Origin of the sequence: Bradyrhizobium sp. RD5-C2 (genome assembly GCF_019972155.1) — a bacterium.
GTDB lineage: Bacteria > Pseudomonadota > Alphaproteobacteria > Rhizobiales > Xanthobacteraceae > Bradyrhizobium.
In genome coordinates, this window is sequence record NZ_BOVL01000019.1 from 51597 (window position 1) to 67085 (window position 15489).

Below are 15489 nucleotides of genomic sequence, written 5' to 3' on the forward strand. Positions count from 1 at the left end.
ATCTCCCCTGTCTCTGGAATCCTTGATCACCCGGTTTCGCGGGTGATGACAGTCATGCATGCGGCGGCTTCAGGCCCGGCGGCGGACGTGCTAGAGCCGGGACATGAGTTCCCTTCCCTCCACGGTCGATGTCGCCATCATCGGCGCCGGCGCAGCCGGCCTCGGCGCCGCGCATGCGCTGAAGGGCACCGGCCTTTCCACCATCGTACTGGAAGCCCGCGACCGCCTCGGCGGCCGCGCCCATACGATCCAGGCCGCGCCCGACGTGGTGTTCGACGTCGGCTGCGGCTGGCTGCATTCGGCCGACCAAAACAGCTTTGTCGGCATCGCCGAACAACTCGGCTTCGTGCTCAACAAGGACCTGCCGCCGTGGCGCGAGCGCGCCTACGGCAAGGCGTTCCCGCAGGCCGATCGCGACGCGTTCATGCTTGCGCTCGACCAGTTCTACGATCGCATCGAGCAGGCCGCGCGCGGCGACAAGGATGGCTCAGCCGATCGCTATCTCGAGCCCGGCAACCGCTGGAACCCGATGATCGACGCGATCTCGACCTATGTGAATGGCTGCGAGCTCGACCAGCTCTCGATCCTCGACTTCGACGCCTATGAGGACAGCAACGTCAATTGGCGCGTCAGGCGCGGCTATGGCGCGCTGGTCGCGGCCTATGGCGAGCAAGTATCGGTCGCGCGCAATTGCGAGGTCCGGCTGATCGATCACGCGGGCCCGCGCCTCCGCATCGAGACCTCGCGAGGCGTGCTTGAGGCGGACAAGGTGATCGTCACCGTGCCGACCAGTCAGATCGCCGACGAGGCGATCCGCTTTTCGCCTGCGCTGCCGGGCAAGCTCGATGCCGCGCGCGGCCTGCCGCTCGGCCTCGCCGACAAGGTGACGCTGGCGCTCGCCGAGCCTGAGGCTCTGCCCAAGGAAGGCAATCTGCGTGGCGCCACCATGCGCACCGAGATGGGCACCTATCACATCCGCCCGTTCGGCCAGCCCTGCATCGAGGGCTTCTTCGGCGGCCGCTTTGCGCAACAGCTCGAAGACGCCGGCGACGGCGCCATTGCCGCCCACAGCATCGATGAGATCGTCTCCTTCCTCGGCAACGATTTCCGCCGCAAGCTGAAGCCGCTCAACGAATCCCGCTGGGCGCACGACCCGTTCGCCCGCGGCTCCTACTCGCACGCATTGCCCGGCCACGCCGACAAGCGCGCCGTGCTGGCCGCACCGATCGACAGCCGGCTGTTCTTCGCAGGCGAAGCCACTTCGCCGCATTTCTTCTCGACCGCGCATGGCGCGCGGGACAGCGGAGAGCGGGCGGCGAAGGAAGTGTTGGCGGCTTTGCCGCGCAAATAGCAGCATCGTCATTGCGAGCGGAGCGAAGCAATCCATCGCGCCGCATTCGGATAGATGGATTGCTTCGTCGCTTTGCGCCTCGCAATGACGGCAGAAACTACTCCAGCACCCTCGCCCGCATATCGGCATCCGGCACGAAGCACGTCTCATACTTCCCGAAGATCTTGTAGCGGTTGCGGGCGATGAGGCCGTAGACCGCGTCGCGCAGCGGTTTTGGGACTGCGAACAGCGTGCCGGTCCAGCCCCAGCCGGGGAGATGGCTCAGCACCGTCAGCGCGGCGTCGGATTTCATCCAGGCGATGCCGTCATGGACCACGGCGTTGGTGTCGGGATCCTCGGGGTCGATGCCGAAGGTTTTTGCCAGCCGCGTGCCGTAATCGGACTGGATCGGCGTGAAGCGGAAGCGGCGCGCTGTGTCGCGCGCGATGACGAAGCGGACCCAACGCGAGCAGAAGATGCAGACGCCGTCGTAGAGGATCACGTCGTCGTCAGGCCACTTGCTCATCTTGATTTCCTTCGACGCGTTTTCTTCACGCGAACCGGTTCCCACTTCGCTCGAAAACGCTATCGGTTATCCAGCATCAAGAGCGCCACCAGCATCAGCACGATCGCAGGCCCGGTCTTTACCAGCGCGCCGAGCGGCTCGATCCAGAGATCGGGCGTCAGGATCGCCGATCCGGCCATGTAGCCGAGCGAGGCGATGATGCCTGCAACAAGACCGAACGCCGCGGTGCGACGGAAGGCGATCAGCACACCGATGCTCATGTCCGTCAGGCTGGTCAAGACCGTCACCGGCCCAACCAAGGCAGGCGGGAAATGATGCGCGCTCAGGATGCCGGCCGCAGCGTCGTAGGAGACGACCAGCGAGATGAAGCCGGACGCGACCCAGAACAGCACGAGGCTTGCGAAGATCAGCGCCTTGATCAGGAACAGCCGGGCAAACCATTTGTCCTGAATGGTCGCCGGCCGCCCGCCGACGGCTTGCGCGATGGTCTTCGGCACGATGCCGGTCGCTTCCATCCAGGCTGTGGGATCACCGGTGACGCCGCGGCGCAGTTCGGCGATCGCATTGGAGCGCAGCGGCGGCATCCACCCCAAGCGACTCGTGAGATCGCCGAGGCGGGCGCCGAGATCGATCAGGAACGGCGGCGTCGGAAGCCGAAAATGTTTTGCCGTGCCGAACGACCAGCGGAACTGGGCGATGACGCCGCCGAGCGAGATCGGCTGCGGCTGCATCAAATCCCATGTCACCGATCGCACCGCCTCGTCGGCGACGTCGCGCGAAGCGAGCCAGGCGATGGTGGCGGCGATATCCTCGACCGCGACCGGCTGAAACGGCGTCGCCGCCTCGTCGGCCGGCAGATCGACCGGCAGCGCCGCCAGCGCGCGCAGCATGGCGCTGCCGCCATTGGCCGAAGGCGCGATGACAAAGCCCGGGCGCAGGATCGCATGCGCGATCCCGGACGCCGCGATCAGCCGTTCGGCCTCGCGCTTGGTGGTGCTGAAGGCCGTGCGATCCTCACTAGCCGCGCCCGGAATCGAAATATGCACGAGACGGATGGCGCGATGGCTGTCGCTGATCGCTTGCAGCAGCCGCGCCACGAAGTCGCGATGCACCGCGCTTGTGTCGCTGCCGGGACCATCCTGCAAAACACCGAGGCAATTGACGACGATGTCCGCCTCCTGCGTGCGAAGCAGCTGCGCCAGCGCCGCAGCATCCATCGACATCACGGGAAGCTCGAGGTCGGCCGCACTCATCTTCTGTGCTGGCGTGAAATGCCGCGCGATCCCGATCACGTGAAAGCCGCGCGCCCTCAGATCGTCGGTGACATAGCGACCGATCAGGCCCGACGCGCCGAGCACGAGGATATTGTGTGATGCATCGTCACTCATGGGAGCCGGATCATGCTCTAAAATGGTTTTGCGATCATCAGCCACAGGATGACCATCACCGATCCGAAACCGGGAATCCCGAACAGAAACCAGCGGCGAAACAGCGCATCGTAACGCGGCGGCAGCGGAAGACCCTTGTCGACAGCCGCCTGCGCGAGGTCGCGCATCTCCATCTGCATGAAGATGACGGGAACCCAGAACGCGCCGGCCAACGCGTAGAGCGCCAGTGAAACCAGCAGCCAGCGCTCGGTCAGGCTCGTGGCCGACAGCATCATGAGCAGTCCGCCGCTCACCGGCTGCAGCAGCACGGCGCTCAACGTGAAGATCATGTCTGCGATCACGACGGTTGCCGCCGTGCGCGCGATGAAGGCCGCATCGCGCGTGCGATGCGCCGCCAGCATGAAGAAGGCGATGCCGGTCCCGGTGCCGAGGATCACAATGGCGCCGAGCACATGCAGGTATTTGATGAGGAAGTAGAGCGTCATTGCGGTCCGCTCGTGATCAGGCCGGTCTCGGCGCGTACAGATACCGCCGCTGCCATAGGCCGGACGCGCGCGGAAATCCACTGCGGCGGCGCAGAAGCAGAACGCGCGATGCACCCGCGTTGCGCCTGGATTCGCTCGCAAAATTCCTGCGACGAATCAGCGCCGAACGGCCTATTTCCGAGCTGCGGCATTGTCATACGGCGCTCGCGAGCCACGCTTTGCACAGGCCGGGATCGGCGATCGGTCCAGCGAACCCGACGAGTGTCCTCTTTCGGTACATGTTTTCATGACACTGATGCAAAAAATCCACACGTTAACCGATAATTAACGATGGACCTTGAAGGCGGCCCTCCGACTTGCTTTGATTACAAACATGAGCACAACGCTAATCGAGGTCCGGCCGGCCAAAGCTGCAGACGCAGCCTCGGTGGCGTCTACCCATGACGAAGCCTGGCGCTCGGCGTATCAGGGAATCATCCCCGGCGCCGAACTCGAAAAGCTGATCAATCGCCGTGGCCCGCAGTGGTGGGACAGCGCCATCCGCAAGGGCAGCCGCGTCAGCGTGCTGGTGTTCGGCGACAGGATCGCAGGCTACGCCAATTACGGCCGCAACCGCGCCCGCAGCCTGCACTTCGAAGGCGAGATCTACGAGCTCTATCTGCGGCCCGAATTCCAGGGCCTCGGCTTCGGCCGGCGCCTGTTCGCCGCAGCCCGCCGCGACCTCCTGCAGAGCGGTCTGAAGACCATGGTGATCTGGGCGCTCTCCGACAACGAGCCGGCGACCGAGTTTTACCGGGCGCTGGGCGGCCGCATGGTGGCGCGCTCCTCGGAGCGGTTCGGGCCGAAGTCGCTCGACAAGGTCGCTTTCGCCTGGACTAACTGAAAATCCTGCTTCTCTCGCAGCTGCAGCAAGGCTAAACAGCCTGAGCGTTTGCGCGCGACGGCCAGCCCGGCCCCACGGCCGGGCCTGATGCTGTTTCGCGGCCTGGCGGCGCCAAGCAAAAAATCACATCGTTCTCAACTTCCAAAGGCCACGCGGAGCAATCCATGCGTATCGACGCCATATCGATCGGAAAAAATCCGCCCCACGACGTCAACGTCATCATCGAGGTTGCCGTCGGCGGCGAGCCCATCAAGTACGAGATGGACAAGGAGGCCGGCACACTGGTGGTGGACCGCTTCCTCTACACGCCGATGCGCTATCCAGGCAATTACGGCTTCATCCCGCACACGCTGTCGGGCGACGGCGATCCCTGCGACGTGCTGATCGTCAACACCCGCGCGATCGTGCCGGGCGCCGTGATGAGCGTCCGCGTCGTCGGGGTGCTGCTGATGGAAGACGAGGCCGGCGGTGACGAGAAGATCATCGCGGTGCCGTCCTCGAAGCTGACCCAGCGCTACGACAAGGTGCAGAACTACGACGATCTGCCCGACATCACGCTGCAGCAGATCCAGCACTTCTTCGAGCACTACAAGGATCTCGAGAAGGGCAAGTGGGTCAAAGTGCTGCGCTGGGGTGACGCCGAGGAAGCCCGCAAGCTGATCCTCGAAGGCATCGAGCGCGCGAAGAAGAAGTGACGGTGTAGCCGTCATTCCGGGGCGATGCGTTAGCATCGAGCCCGGAATCTCGAGATTCCGGATTCGCGTCTTCGACGCGCTCCGGAATGACGGCGGACTACACCGCCGGCGCCGGCAGGCCGGCAATCGCGCAGGCGGCGCGCAGCGTGTTGACCAATAGGCACGCCACCGTCATCTGCCCGACGCCGCCGGGCACCGGCGTGATTGCGCCGGCAACGCCAAGCGCTTCCTGGAATGCGACGTCGCCGACCAGCTTCGGCTTGCCGCCGGGCACCGGAATGCGGTTGATGCCGACATCGATCACGGTCGCGCCCGGCTTCAGCCAGTCGCCACGCACCATCTCGGGCTTGCCGACCGCCGCATAGACCAGATCGGCCCGTGCGCAGAGTTTTGGCAGATCACGCGAGCGCGAATGCGCGATCGTCACCGTCGCGTTCTCGTTCAGCAGCAATTGCACCAGCGGACGGCCGACCAGATTGGAGCGGCCGATCACGATCGCGTTCATGCCCTCGAGCGAGGGGTGCACGCTCTTGGTCAGGATGATGCAGCCGAGCGGCGTACAGGGCGACGGCGCGGCCAATCCGCCGGCAAGCCGGCCGGCATTGTTCGGGTGCAAGCCATCGACGTCCTTGGCCGGGTCGATCGCGTTGATAATGGTCTCGGTGTGCAGCGATTTCGGCAGCGGCAGCTGCACCAGGATGCCGTGCACCTTCGGATCGCGGTTGAGCTGTGCGATCAGCGCCAGCAGATCGGCCTGCGACACGTCCTCCGGCAGCTTGTGCTCGAACGAGGCCATGCCGGCGGCCTGGGTCTGGGTGTGCTTGCTGCGGACATAGACCTCGCTCGCCGGATCATGGCCGACCAGCACGACGGCGAGCCCTGGCGTGAGCGCATGGTCGCGCTTGACGCGGGCGACCTCGTCGGCGACGCGGGCGCGAAGCTCGGCGGCGATGGCTTTTCCGTCGATGATGCGGGCAGTCATGTCAGTCCCTTGTCTCCTGCTGGGTCAGCTTCCTCAACATTTCGCCAAGCGCTTTCGGGTCACCGTCGACCGCCACCTGCTTCAGCCGCGAGGTGGCGCCGGACAGCAGCTTCACCCTGGCCTTGGGCACGCCGAGCGCCTTGGCGAGCAGCTCGGTCACCGCGCGGTTGGCCTCACCGCCTTCTGCGATGGCGCGGACCCGAACCTTCACCACCGAGCGGCCATTGGCCAGCGTCTCGATCCCGTCGATGTCGTCGCGGCCGCCGCGCGGCGTCACGCGCAACGCGATGCTGATGCCCCCGGTGGAATAGCGCCAAGGATCCATCAGCCCTCGCGCAGGATCAGATCACGTTGGGATAGATGTAATAGGCGATCACCCGCTGGATGAACATGATGATCAGGATCACGATGATCGGCGAGATATCGAGCCCGCCCAGACTCGGCATCACGTTGCGAATCGGCCGCAGCACCGGCTCGGTGATCCGGTACAGGAACTCGGCCACCGCGGAGACGAACTGGTTGCGCGTGTTGACCACATTGAAAGCGACCAGCCAGGACAGGATGGCGGAGGCGATCAGGAGCCAGACATAGAGGTCGAGGACGATGATGACGATGTCGAGAACAGCGCGCATATGATGGGGGCTCGCGGGTGGGACGACCAAGTGAAGCGCAACGGGACCGGACTGGGCCGCCAGCGCGCTTCTCGTTTGAGCAGGATCTTTTCGGAAAGCCGCGACGCACTTTTTGCTGGCGCGGCCCGCCGGGTCCGGATCATGCTCTAAATATCGGTTCATCCCCCCGCAAACAAGGGAAGTTCCCGGCGGGAAAGGCCGAAAACCGTTGTTTCAGCGTTCTTGACTTGGCCTTGGGCGGGACTGTAAATGGCGCCCGACTGACGGCCGGGATACTCAGCAACACCCGGCCGCAATGGGGCCATAGCTCAGCTGGGAGAGCGCGTCGTTCGCAATGACGAGGTCGGCGGTTCGATCCCGCCTGGCTCCACCACGCTTCGCCCTTCGGGCTACGCGTGGCGCAGCCGCGCAGAGCCCGAAGGCCGAAGCGTGGTGTCCGGCGAAGCCCAAAGGGCGAAGACGGACCTTAGCCCAACCCCTCTCCTCAAGTCCCGGTAAACCTCGGCGGGCGCTTCTCGACAAAACTCGCAACCCCCTCCCGGAAATCATTGCCCTTCAGCGCGATCTGCATCTCGCGGTTGGCGTCGATGGTGGCTTCGGCGAGCGACTGGAACGGCACGTCGTAGACCTGGCGCTTGATCACGGCGATCGCGCTCGGCGAGACGAAATCGGCGAGATCGCGGGCATAGGCATAGGTTTCCTCGCGCAGCTTCTCCGGCGAAGAGAGCCGGTTGACGAGGCCGATGCGCAGCGCCTCCGCAGCCGACACGCGCCGCGCCGACATCAACAGATCGAGCGCGTTGGCGTGGCCGACGATGCGCGGCAGCATCCAGCTGATGCCGTGTTCGGCGATCAGGCCGCGCCGCGCGAAGGCGGTGGTGAACACCGCGCTGTCGGCCGCGAAACGCAGATCGCAATACAGCGCGTGGACCAGGCCGATGCCGGCGGTGGCGCCGTTGAGCATCGCGATCACGGGCTTCTTGATCGCGGGGTAATAGGCGTAGCGCGTCTGCCAGTCGGCGCGGCGATTCATGTCGAACGGAATATTCTCGCCGCGCCTGACCTCGTTGGGATCGATCCCCTTCAGCGCTTCCATGTCGGCGCCGGCGCAGAAGCCGCGGCCCGCGCCGGTCAGCACGATGACGCGAACGTCGTCGTCGTTGGCCGCCGCCTCCATCGCGTGGCGCACGTCACGCTCCATGATCGCGGTCCACGCATTCATGCGGTCGGGGCGGTTGAGCGTGATGGTCGCGATCCTGTCGCTGACCTCATAGAGGATGTGTTCGTAGCTCACGGCGATCTCCCTGTGCCTTGTTGTTATTGATACGCGCGGCGATGCGGGCCGCGCGCGAGCAGCCGCGGCAAGACTAGCACATCCCTGCAAATGAAAAGGCGGCGTGAAATTCCGCGCGGCGGCTATTCCGCGGCCTGCAGCATCACCGGCCGCGGCACGCGCGCGATCCAACCATCGATGAAATGCTTCAGCCACGCGCGCTCGGCGGCATCGTGCACGGCGCGCGCGGCGAAGTGCAGATGACCCGGCTGCGCGCCCGGCGAATCCATCCGCGCGCAACCGCGCGTGGTCCAGCGATGCATCATCGCGTAGGTCACGTCGGGATGGAATTGCAGGCCGAAGGCATTGCCGAACTGGAACGCTTGCACCGGGAAATCATCGCCCGCCGCGAGCAGGTCCGCGCCGTCAGGCAATTGAAAGCCCTCGCCATGCCAGTGATAGACCCGCGCCGGCCAGTCCGGGCACAACACGCGGCCAGCCTCGGTCGGCCGGACCGGGTAATAGCCGACCTCGACGCGGCCTTGCGGATGCGGCGCGACCTCGGCGCCGAGTTGCCGCGCCAGCATCTGCGCACCGAGGCAGATGCCCAGGAACGGGCGCTGCTCGCGCAGCGGAACCGAAATCCAGTCGATCTCGCGCCGGATATAGTCGTCGGGATCGTTGGCGCTCATCGGGCCACCGAAGATCACCGCACCGGCATGTGCCTCGAGCGTGTCGGGCAGCGCGTCGCCGAAACGCGGGCGGCGGATGTCGAGGGGGTAGCCCAGCGCGCGCAGCGCGTTGCCGATTCGGCCGGGGGTCGATGTCTCCTGATGCAGCACGACCAGCACCGGCCGCAGCGAAGCCTGGTCCGAGATCCGATCCTTGGGCGTGATCGCGGCCGGCCTTCGGCTCGCGAAGGGCACCACGACACGGCTCTGGTCAGACCGGAACAACATTGCCTTTGCTTAAAGTTTCGGCACGTAAGGCACGATCATAGCTAAGTGGTCGTTAACATCGTGTGAGTTTGCGCACACCCGTGCGAAGCAAATCGCGGGCCAGAAACAGGCTTAACGGCGATGAATGTGCTTTTGCAGGTGAAGCTAGCGCTTGCGCAGCTGAAAGCCGCCGACCGCGGTCAGGATGAAGGAGCGCGGAAACAGCCGGAGCAGGAACGGCACCATTTTGATGAAGGCGCCCGGCAGCACGGCGCGCTTGTTGGCCATCAGGCCGCGATAGGCCTGGCGGGCGACCTCGGCCGGCGCGACGTTGAGGATGGCGGAATCGAATCCGGGGGCAAAGCCGGCGCGGTCCTGGAATTCGGACGGCACGGGGCCCGGACAAACCACGGTGACGCGCACCCCCTTCGGCGCCAGTTCACAGCGCAACGCCTCGGAAAACGACAGCACATAGGCCTTGCTGGCGTAGTACACCGCCATGCCGGGGCCCGGCAGGAATCCGGCGATCGAGCCGAGATTGAGGATGCCGCCGCGGTTGCGGATCAGCTGGTCGGCAAAACGCAGCGTCAGGTCGGTCAGCGCGCGGATATTGAGGTTGATGATGTTGAGCTGTTCGGCGCGGTCGCGCTCCACGGCAAGCCCGAACAGGCCGAACCCGGCATTATTGACGAGATATTCGACCTCGACGCCGGCCTCGGTCAGGGCCCGCGCGATCTGATCACCCGCATCGGTCTGCTGGAGATCGCAGGGAATCACGATCGGCGCCGCGCCGCCCTTGGCTCCGAGCTCGTCGGCGAGGGTCTTCAGGCGATCGGCGCGCCGCGCCACCAGCGCCACGCGGTGACCATTCGATGCAAACACGCGCGCCAGTTCGGTGCCTATGCCCGCCGATGCCCCGGTTATCAGCGTCACACGCTCAGTCACGTTTCAAACTCTTACTGCAAATTCTAGTGAGGTCCCCAACGGGGCGACGAGAGCATAGGGACGCGGTGTGACGCAAGCCGCGTATGGGCTTGTGGATAGCGGCGGGGCCGCTGGTTTCGTGACGAAATGACCGATTTTCAGTCGGATCGCCCGCAATCGCGGCGGACATTAAAATTTCGTCATCCGCCATGCAGGCAGGGGGCGTCCGCCAGCGCCAGGCAGCCGTGTCAGATTGCCGCGTCGGCCGTGCCCCAGGGGCCCTTTGGCAGCTCCGCCTGCTTCTCGGCGACCCGGTGCTTGAGATCGATGCGGTCGCGTGAGGAAATGCCGAGCAGATCGGCGGCGCGCCAGACGACATTGTCCTCGAACTCGCTGACCTGGCCGTCGGCATAGACCAACTCCCACATCATCTCGACGATGCGCAGCCGCCCCTCCTCATTCACCGAGCGCATGATCACACTGGTAAAGTGATAGAGATCCACGGCCTCGCCCTCGACGCGCATGGCGGAGGCGATCAGTCGGTCGGCAGTGCCGGGATCGAGCTGGAAGCGGCCCTCGATCAGGCTGTGCAGCTTGAGCTTTTCGGCAGGCGTCGGCTCGCCGTCGAGCGAGACGACATGCACCAGGAGCGCGGTCGCCGCCAGACGATAATCGCTGTCATCGAAGGCGCGGTCGGTCTGGGCATCGGGGGAGACGATATCGGCAATGAATTGGCGGAGTCCGTCGAGCATCGCTCTCTCTGTGGAATGAAGCCTGGAAGCTTTGATTGAGCATCTGTCCGGAAAACCGCTACGCACTTTTCCGGACCATGCGCTGTTGAAATCTATATGGCGTGGAAACAGAACCGGCGCAATCCGCGCGGGTTCCCGCTGCGGCATTACGTTTCAGCAAGCATTACGTGTCGGCAATGTGACTACGGTATCTCGTACACCACGAGCTTGTCGGCAATGCCGCGCAGCGCCGCTTCCTTCTGGATCGGCTTGATCGCCGCGCGATCGAGGATGCCCGCGACCTCCGCTGCTTCCATCACCGGCTGGGTCAAATGGATTTCCTGTGACGTCGACAGGCTCTGTACCCGTGCGGCGATATTCACGGTCTGGCCGAAATAGTCCTGCCGCTCGTTCAGCGTCACCGCGAGGCACGGCCCCTCATGGATGCCGATCTTGACGACCAGATCTTCCTTGCCGCGCTCGGTGTTGAGCTGCTTCATCGCGGCCCGCATGCGCAGGCCCGCCGACAATGCGTGCTCGGGCCGGATGAAGGTCGCCATCACCGCATCGCCGATCGTCTTCACGACGGCGCCGTGCTCGGAGGCGATGATCTCGAGCAGTGCGTGGAAATGCGCGCGCACCAGATCGAATGCGGCGAGGTCGCCGACCCGCTCATAGAGCGCTGTCGAACCCTTGAGATCAGTGAACAGGAAGGTCAGCGCGGTGATCTTCAGCCGCTGGTCGACGGTGAGGTTGTCGGCCTTGAACACGTCGCGGAAAGTCTGGTTCGACAGCATCCGCTTCGCGGTGAGGATCGGCTTGCGCTTGCCGAGCAGCTTGTGCAGCGGATCGCCCGCGATCCACACCGAAGGCAGCACGCGAACGTCGGCGTGATTCTCCAGCGAGAGCCGCAGCGGCCCCGGTCGCATCGTCGAGGTGCCTGTCGGCGCATGCGAGTTGTTGAAGGCGATCGAGAACTGCTGACGCTCGGTGGTCGGCTCGCCCTCGACAGCCAAGAAATGCGCCGAATGCGTCACCGGCTCGAACAGGATGACGAACTGGTTGGGCAGGTTGAGCGACAGGATCGCCTTTTCGCCTGGCGGCAGCTCGAGCCCCTCCAGCGTCACCTCGTTGATCAGGGTCGACACCGAGCTCTCGTCGAACTCGATCCCCGAGCTCCAGAACATCTGCCGGAAGTATTCCCAGATCGGCAACGTGTTGGGATCGTGCGCGGCAATGCGCCGAACGCGCGGACTGACAGTGAAGGCAACCTCGACTTGCTCGTCGACCGAAGCCTCGTAGCCGGCCGCGCACAGCGCGCAATTGTAGTCGTCATGGCGCAACGACTTCAGCGTGGTGTGAGCATCGAGCACGCCGCCACAGCCCGGACACAGCACGTTCCAGCTCATGTCGAACAGGCCGAGCCGGGAAGCATGCAGGAAACCGGAGATCACCTTCTCCTGGTCGAGGCCGGTACGGCTGGAGAAATCCAGAGCGTTGATGCGATTGAGCTCGCGATCGTGACCATCGGCGATCAATTGCTGCATGGCATCGACGACGGCCGGATCGGTCGTCTGCCTGAGGACTGCGAAGTGGGCTTGCGTATCGCTCATGGTGAACCCCTAGAGCATGATCCGGAAAAGTGCGTAGCGGTTTTCCGATAAGATCATGCTCAAAACAAAAAGAGATAGAGCGGGATGACAATTCGACGAAGAGTCATCCCGCTCAAGATGAGCATTTGGACACCGCCGCGCAAGATCAGCGCGGCTTGATCGTGAACACCGGGGAGCGGTTCGGCTGTGTCGTCACCACGCCGATCGGAAGCACCGGCTCCTTGTCCACCAGCGCGACGCGGAACGCACCGATGATCTTCGCGAGCGCGAGCGTCGCCTCGACCAACGCGAAATGCGCGCCGATACAGACCCGCGCACCGACCCCGAACGGCAGATAGGCGAACCGATCGGGCGGCGTCTCCGTCATGAAGCGCTGCGGCACGAACGCGTTCGGCTCGTGCCACAGCTTTTCATGCCGGTGCAACAGCCACGGCGCGATCAGGATTACGTCATGCTTCCTGACCGGACGGCCCGCGATCGTATCGGGACCGGCAGCCGCTCGCGCGATCAGGAACGCCGGCGGATAAAGCCGCATGGTTTCGTCGACCACCGCGCGGGTGAATTTCAGCCGCTCGATGTCGAGCGCGCCCGACGTCGTCACGCTCCTGACTTCTGCTGCCAATTGTTCCTGGGTCTCGGGATCGAGCGCCAGCAGATAGAGCGCCCAGAACAGCGCGGTCGCGGTGGTCTCGTGGCCGGCCAGGATCATGGTCGCGACCTGGTCACCGAGCTGGGCGTCGGTGAAGGCCTCGCCGGTTTCAGGATCGCGCGCAGCGTCCATCAGGTCGAACAGGTCGCGCCCCGGCGCGTTGTCATCCTTGCCGGCGGCGCGACGCTCGGCCATCAGCTGGCCGACAAACGCGGTCCAGCGCTTGCGGAAACGGGCGCGCCGGAAATCCTGCGGAGTGGGCCAGTTCAAGGGCAGCACCAGGTCGAGCATATGCGGCCGCGCCAGCGTGTCGCCATACTCCATCACGAAGTCGCGCAGCGCGGCGCCGTGGCGATCCATGCCGAACGAGAACATGGTGCGGCCGGCGATCTCCAGCGTCATGCGCTGCATCACCTCGCGCAGATCGACCGGAGCGCCGCTCGCGACCTTCAGCTTGGCGATGGTCTCGTCGACCGCCGCGATCATGTACGGCACCAGCGTCGTCACCGCGCGCGGCGTGAACGCCGGCGCCAGCGTGCGGCGCTGATACTTCCAGGCGCGGCCCTCGGCGATCAGCAATCCCTCGCCCAGCATCGGACGCAGCACGCGAAGGCCGGCCGGCGTGCGGGTGTAGTTTTCGTAATTGTCGACCAGCACGTGGCGGATCGCATCCGGCGTATTGAGGATAAAGCTCGAGTGATTGAGGAAGCGGCCCTGGACGATGTCGTCCTCATAGGCGCGCTGGCCCCAGGTCTCGATCGGCGAGTTGCGCATCACCCGCATCCGCTGGAACGCGCCCATGCCTTCGGGCGCGCGCGGCGGCGCCGGCGGGACCAGGGGACGCCGCGTGACCGTGACGTCGTAGACTTCGGCTATGCTCATGGTCCTCGCTTCCTGCCTCACGCAATGGCCGATCCGGCCACGCGATCCCGGCGCCACAAAGGCGCGCGGACCCCGCACAAGACCTAATAAGTCAGCTCGGCGACTGCAATCCGATTCTCCGACGCCGGCCAAGCCCGTGCCACGATGCGTTCGCCGTTGAAGATCGCGGCCACCGGACGGCTGAGATCGGCCGCGGGGAGCCGCAACGTCGTCACCGCATCGGTCGGCACGCCGGATTTGACATCGGCCGGTTCCTTGCCGTCGAACAGCACGATATCGCGCGGTAGCCCGAAATAGCCGCGCGGCCGTGACATCAGCATGACGGCGCCCGCACCGGCATCAGCAGGCAGCAGCGGTCGCGCCGCGCGCAGATGCACGATCTCGGACGAGCGCGGAAACGGCGAGCGATAGATATGCGTCGTCACGGCATCGGGCGAGGTCAGTACGAATTCGAGCGACCAGGATGGATCGACCTGCGCGGGCCCCCAACGGCCGTCGGCGCCGGTCTGCGAGCTGTGCAGCGGGCCACTGAGGCGCTCGCCGGTTTCCGCCGACACGCGATAGATGTCGACCGTGGCACCCGGCACCGGCCGGTTGGTCGGCACGCCGCCGGGCGTGCCCGTGACGAGGCCGCTCAGCCTCACCGCCGTCTCCGGCACGATCTCGATCCGCGACGGCTCGTGCCCCGCGATGAATTTGTAGATCTCGCGAAAGGCGCGCGGATGATATGCGGTCTCGCGATGATCCACGGCGCCGAGCACCAGATTGGTCGCGCCTTTCAGTGCCGGACCTTCAGCGGTGACGTTGGTCGGCGTGCCCGGCTTGCCGATGAAGCGGCCGTCGGCCTGGGCATATTTGTCGAGGCCATCGCTGCGCAAGGTCAGGAAGGCGGTGACAGCAGTCACTTCGCTGTCGCCATCGTTCAGCCCGAGCAGGAACGGACCGTGCCCGTTGAACTCGTTGCCGAGCCCATCGTCCGAGGCATACACACCGTGATTGGGCGTGCCGCACAGCACCGCGTGGCTGATGTCGCCGCCGCCACCATTCTTGACAAAGTTGCGGATCGCATTGCCGCCGCGGGAATTCCCGACCAGCGCGATACGCGCGGCGCCGCTCTTTTGCTTCAGCTCCCTGACCGCCTCGGCGAGCTCGCGGCGCGCATCCTCGGTCGAGGAGCGGCCCGCCTGCTCGACCTTGTCGTCCGTGCGCGCCAAGGGATCGGTGAAGTTGATCGCGGCCATGCGCTCGCGCGGCACGCCGTTGGATTCCATCCGCCAGAGCGTCGTCAACCAGAGCGCAGCGTGATCGCCATTGCCGTGCACGAACAGGATCGGCGGGATGTCGCTGGCGGGCGCGGACTGGGCCAAGGCCGACTGAGACAGGGCCGAGGTACCGAATTGGCCCCCCAGCAAGGACAGCGCGCCTGCCCCCTTCAAGATCGTCCGTCGCGACAGGTCCATGCGTTCCCCCCAAACTTTTCAGCACTTTAGCTGTGCCCACGGCCGCGAACAGGTCATAACTGCCCGGGCATGAGACGCTTTTCGCAGTCATTTGCGAC

16 protein-coding genes and 1 tRNA gene are annotated in these 15489 nt (G+C 65.0%); 4 read left to right on the forward strand and 13 right to left on the reverse strand.

Annotated features, from left to right (window positions below; translation table 11 throughout):
• Nucleotides 1–103: 103 nt before the first annotated feature.
• Entirely contained in the window at nucleotides 104–1351 is a 1248-nt protein-coding gene (locus BraRD5C2_RS21230; RefSeq protein ID WP_223971097.1) for a flavin monoamine oxidase family protein, read from the forward strand.
• Between the two features lie 97 nt (nucleotides 1352–1448).
• Here BraRD5C2_RS21230 and BraRD5C2_RS21235 read toward each other — a convergent pair whose 3' ends face one another.
• The 3 genes from BraRD5C2_RS21235 to BraRD5C2_RS21245 are packed head-to-tail and all read right to left on the reverse strand — an operon-like array spanning nucleotide 1449 to nucleotide 3729.
• Nucleotides 1449–1856, reverse strand: a complete 408-nt coding sequence (locus BraRD5C2_RS21235) for a thiol-disulfide oxidoreductase DCC family protein (RefSeq protein WP_223971101.1) — start codon at nucleotides 1854–1856, stop codon at nucleotides 1449–1451.
• A gap of 59 nt (nucleotides 1857–1915) precedes the next feature.
• Nucleotides 1916–3244, reverse strand: coding sequence for an SDR family oxidoreductase (locus BraRD5C2_RS21240; RefSeq protein ID WP_223971104.1), 1329 nt, complete (start codon nucleotides 3242–3244; stop codon nucleotides 1916–1918).
• A 17-nt stretch (nucleotides 3245–3261) separates the two neighbouring features.
• Complete coding sequence (locus BraRD5C2_RS21245; protein ID WP_223971109.1) at nucleotides 3262–3729, reverse strand: DUF2269 family protein; 468 nt, start codon at nucleotides 3727–3729, stop codon at nucleotides 3262–3264.
• A 373-nt stretch (nucleotides 3730–4102) separates the two neighbouring features.
• On the opposite strand from BraRD5C2_RS21245, the gene BraRD5C2_RS21250 reads away from it, so the two are divergent.
• Together BraRD5C2_RS21250 and ppa are read left to right on the forward strand one after the other, a co-directional pair.
• On the forward strand, nucleotides 4103–4612 hold the full coding sequence (locus BraRD5C2_RS21250) for a GNAT family N-acetyltransferase (protein ID WP_092121284.1): 510 nt from the start codon (nucleotides 4103–4105) through the stop codon (nucleotides 4610–4612).
• A 164-nt stretch (nucleotides 4613–4776) separates the two neighbouring features.
• On the forward strand, nucleotides 4777–5307 hold the full coding sequence (gene ppa, locus BraRD5C2_RS21255; RefSeq protein ID WP_223971112.1) for an inorganic diphosphatase: 531 nt from the start codon (nucleotides 4777–4779) through the stop codon (nucleotides 5305–5307).
• A 97-nt stretch (nucleotides 5308–5404) separates the two neighbouring features.
• Here the strand turns inward: ppa and BraRD5C2_RS21260 are convergent, their stop codons facing one another.
• From BraRD5C2_RS21260 to BraRD5C2_RS21270, 3 genes are read right to left on the reverse strand one after another with little or no spacing between them, the layout of a single operon-like run.
• Nucleotides 5405–6289 (reverse strand): bifunctional methylenetetrahydrofolate dehydrogenase/methenyltetrahydrofolate cyclohydrolase, encoded by an 885-nt coding sequence (locus BraRD5C2_RS21260; RefSeq protein WP_223971115.1) that lies wholly within the window; start codon nucleotides 6287–6289, stop codon nucleotides 5405–5407.
• A gap of 1 nt (nucleotide 6290) precedes the next feature.
• The gene (locus tag BraRD5C2_RS21265) at nucleotides 6291–6614 is read right to left on the reverse strand and encodes a DUF167 domain-containing protein (protein ID WP_223971117.1); all 324 of its coding nucleotides are present in this window, start codon (nucleotides 6612–6614) and stop codon (nucleotides 6291–6293) included.
• 16 nt (nucleotides 6615–6630) lie between these two features.
• Nucleotides 6631–6921 carry a YggT family protein gene (locus BraRD5C2_RS21270; RefSeq protein WP_097676856.1) on the reverse strand — a complete coding sequence of 97 codons (291 nt, stop codon included), beginning with the start codon at nucleotides 6919–6921 and terminating at the stop codon, nucleotides 6631–6633.
• A gap of 297 nt (nucleotides 6922–7218) precedes the next feature.
• Between BraRD5C2_RS21270 and BraRD5C2_RS21275 the strand changes: the two genes are divergently transcribed.
• Nucleotides 7219–7294: transfer RNA gene (locus BraRD5C2_RS21275), tRNA-Ala, on the forward strand.
• A gap of 111 nt (nucleotides 7295–7405) precedes the next feature.
• Here BraRD5C2_RS21275 and BraRD5C2_RS21280 read toward each other — a convergent pair.
• The 7 genes from BraRD5C2_RS21280 to BraRD5C2_RS21310 all read right to left on the reverse strand — a co-directional run bounded on the left by BraRD5C2_RS21280 (nucleotide 7406) and on the right by BraRD5C2_RS21310 (nucleotide 15391).
• Nucleotides 7406–8215 (reverse strand): enoyl-CoA hydratase, encoded by an 810-nt coding sequence (locus BraRD5C2_RS21280; protein ID WP_223971120.1) that lies wholly within the window; start codon nucleotides 8213–8215, stop codon nucleotides 7406–7408.
• A gap of 122 nt (nucleotides 8216–8337) precedes the next feature.
• A complete protein-coding gene (locus BraRD5C2_RS21285) occupies nucleotides 8338–9153 on the reverse strand; it encodes a glutamine amidotransferase (protein ID WP_223971124.1) in 816 nt (271 codons plus the stop codon).
• A gap of 144 nt (nucleotides 9154–9297) precedes the next feature.
• The gene (locus tag BraRD5C2_RS21290; protein WP_223971127.1) at nucleotides 9298–10077 is read right to left on the reverse strand and encodes an SDR family NAD(P)-dependent oxidoreductase; all 780 of its coding nucleotides are present in this window, start codon (nucleotides 10075–10077) and stop codon (nucleotides 9298–9300) included.
• Between the two features lie 227 nt (nucleotides 10078–10304).
• Nucleotides 10305–10808: a tellurite resistance TerB family protein gene (locus BraRD5C2_RS21295; protein ID WP_223971129.1), complete on the reverse strand. Its 504-nt coding sequence runs from the start codon at nucleotides 10806–10808 to the stop codon at nucleotides 10305–10307.
• Nucleotides 10809–10990: 182 nt separating this feature from the next.
• The gene (locus BraRD5C2_RS21300) at nucleotides 10991–12400 is read right to left on the reverse strand and encodes an adenylate/guanylate cyclase domain-containing protein (RefSeq protein WP_223971130.1); all 1410 of its coding nucleotides are present in this window, start codon (nucleotides 12398–12400) and stop codon (nucleotides 10991–10993) included.
• A gap of 145 nt (nucleotides 12401–12545) precedes the next feature.
• On the reverse strand, nucleotides 12546–13931 hold the full coding sequence (locus tag BraRD5C2_RS21305; RefSeq protein WP_223971132.1) for a cytochrome P450: 1386 nt from the start codon (nucleotides 13929–13931) through the stop codon (nucleotides 12546–12548).
• Nucleotides 13932–14014: 83 nt separating this feature from the next.
• Nucleotides 14015–15391 carry a hydrolase gene (locus BraRD5C2_RS21310; RefSeq protein ID WP_223971134.1) on the reverse strand — a complete coding sequence of 459 codons (1377 nt, stop codon included), beginning with the start codon at nucleotides 15389–15391 and terminating at the stop codon, nucleotides 14015–14017.
• Nucleotides 15392–15489 lie beyond the last annotated feature (98 nt).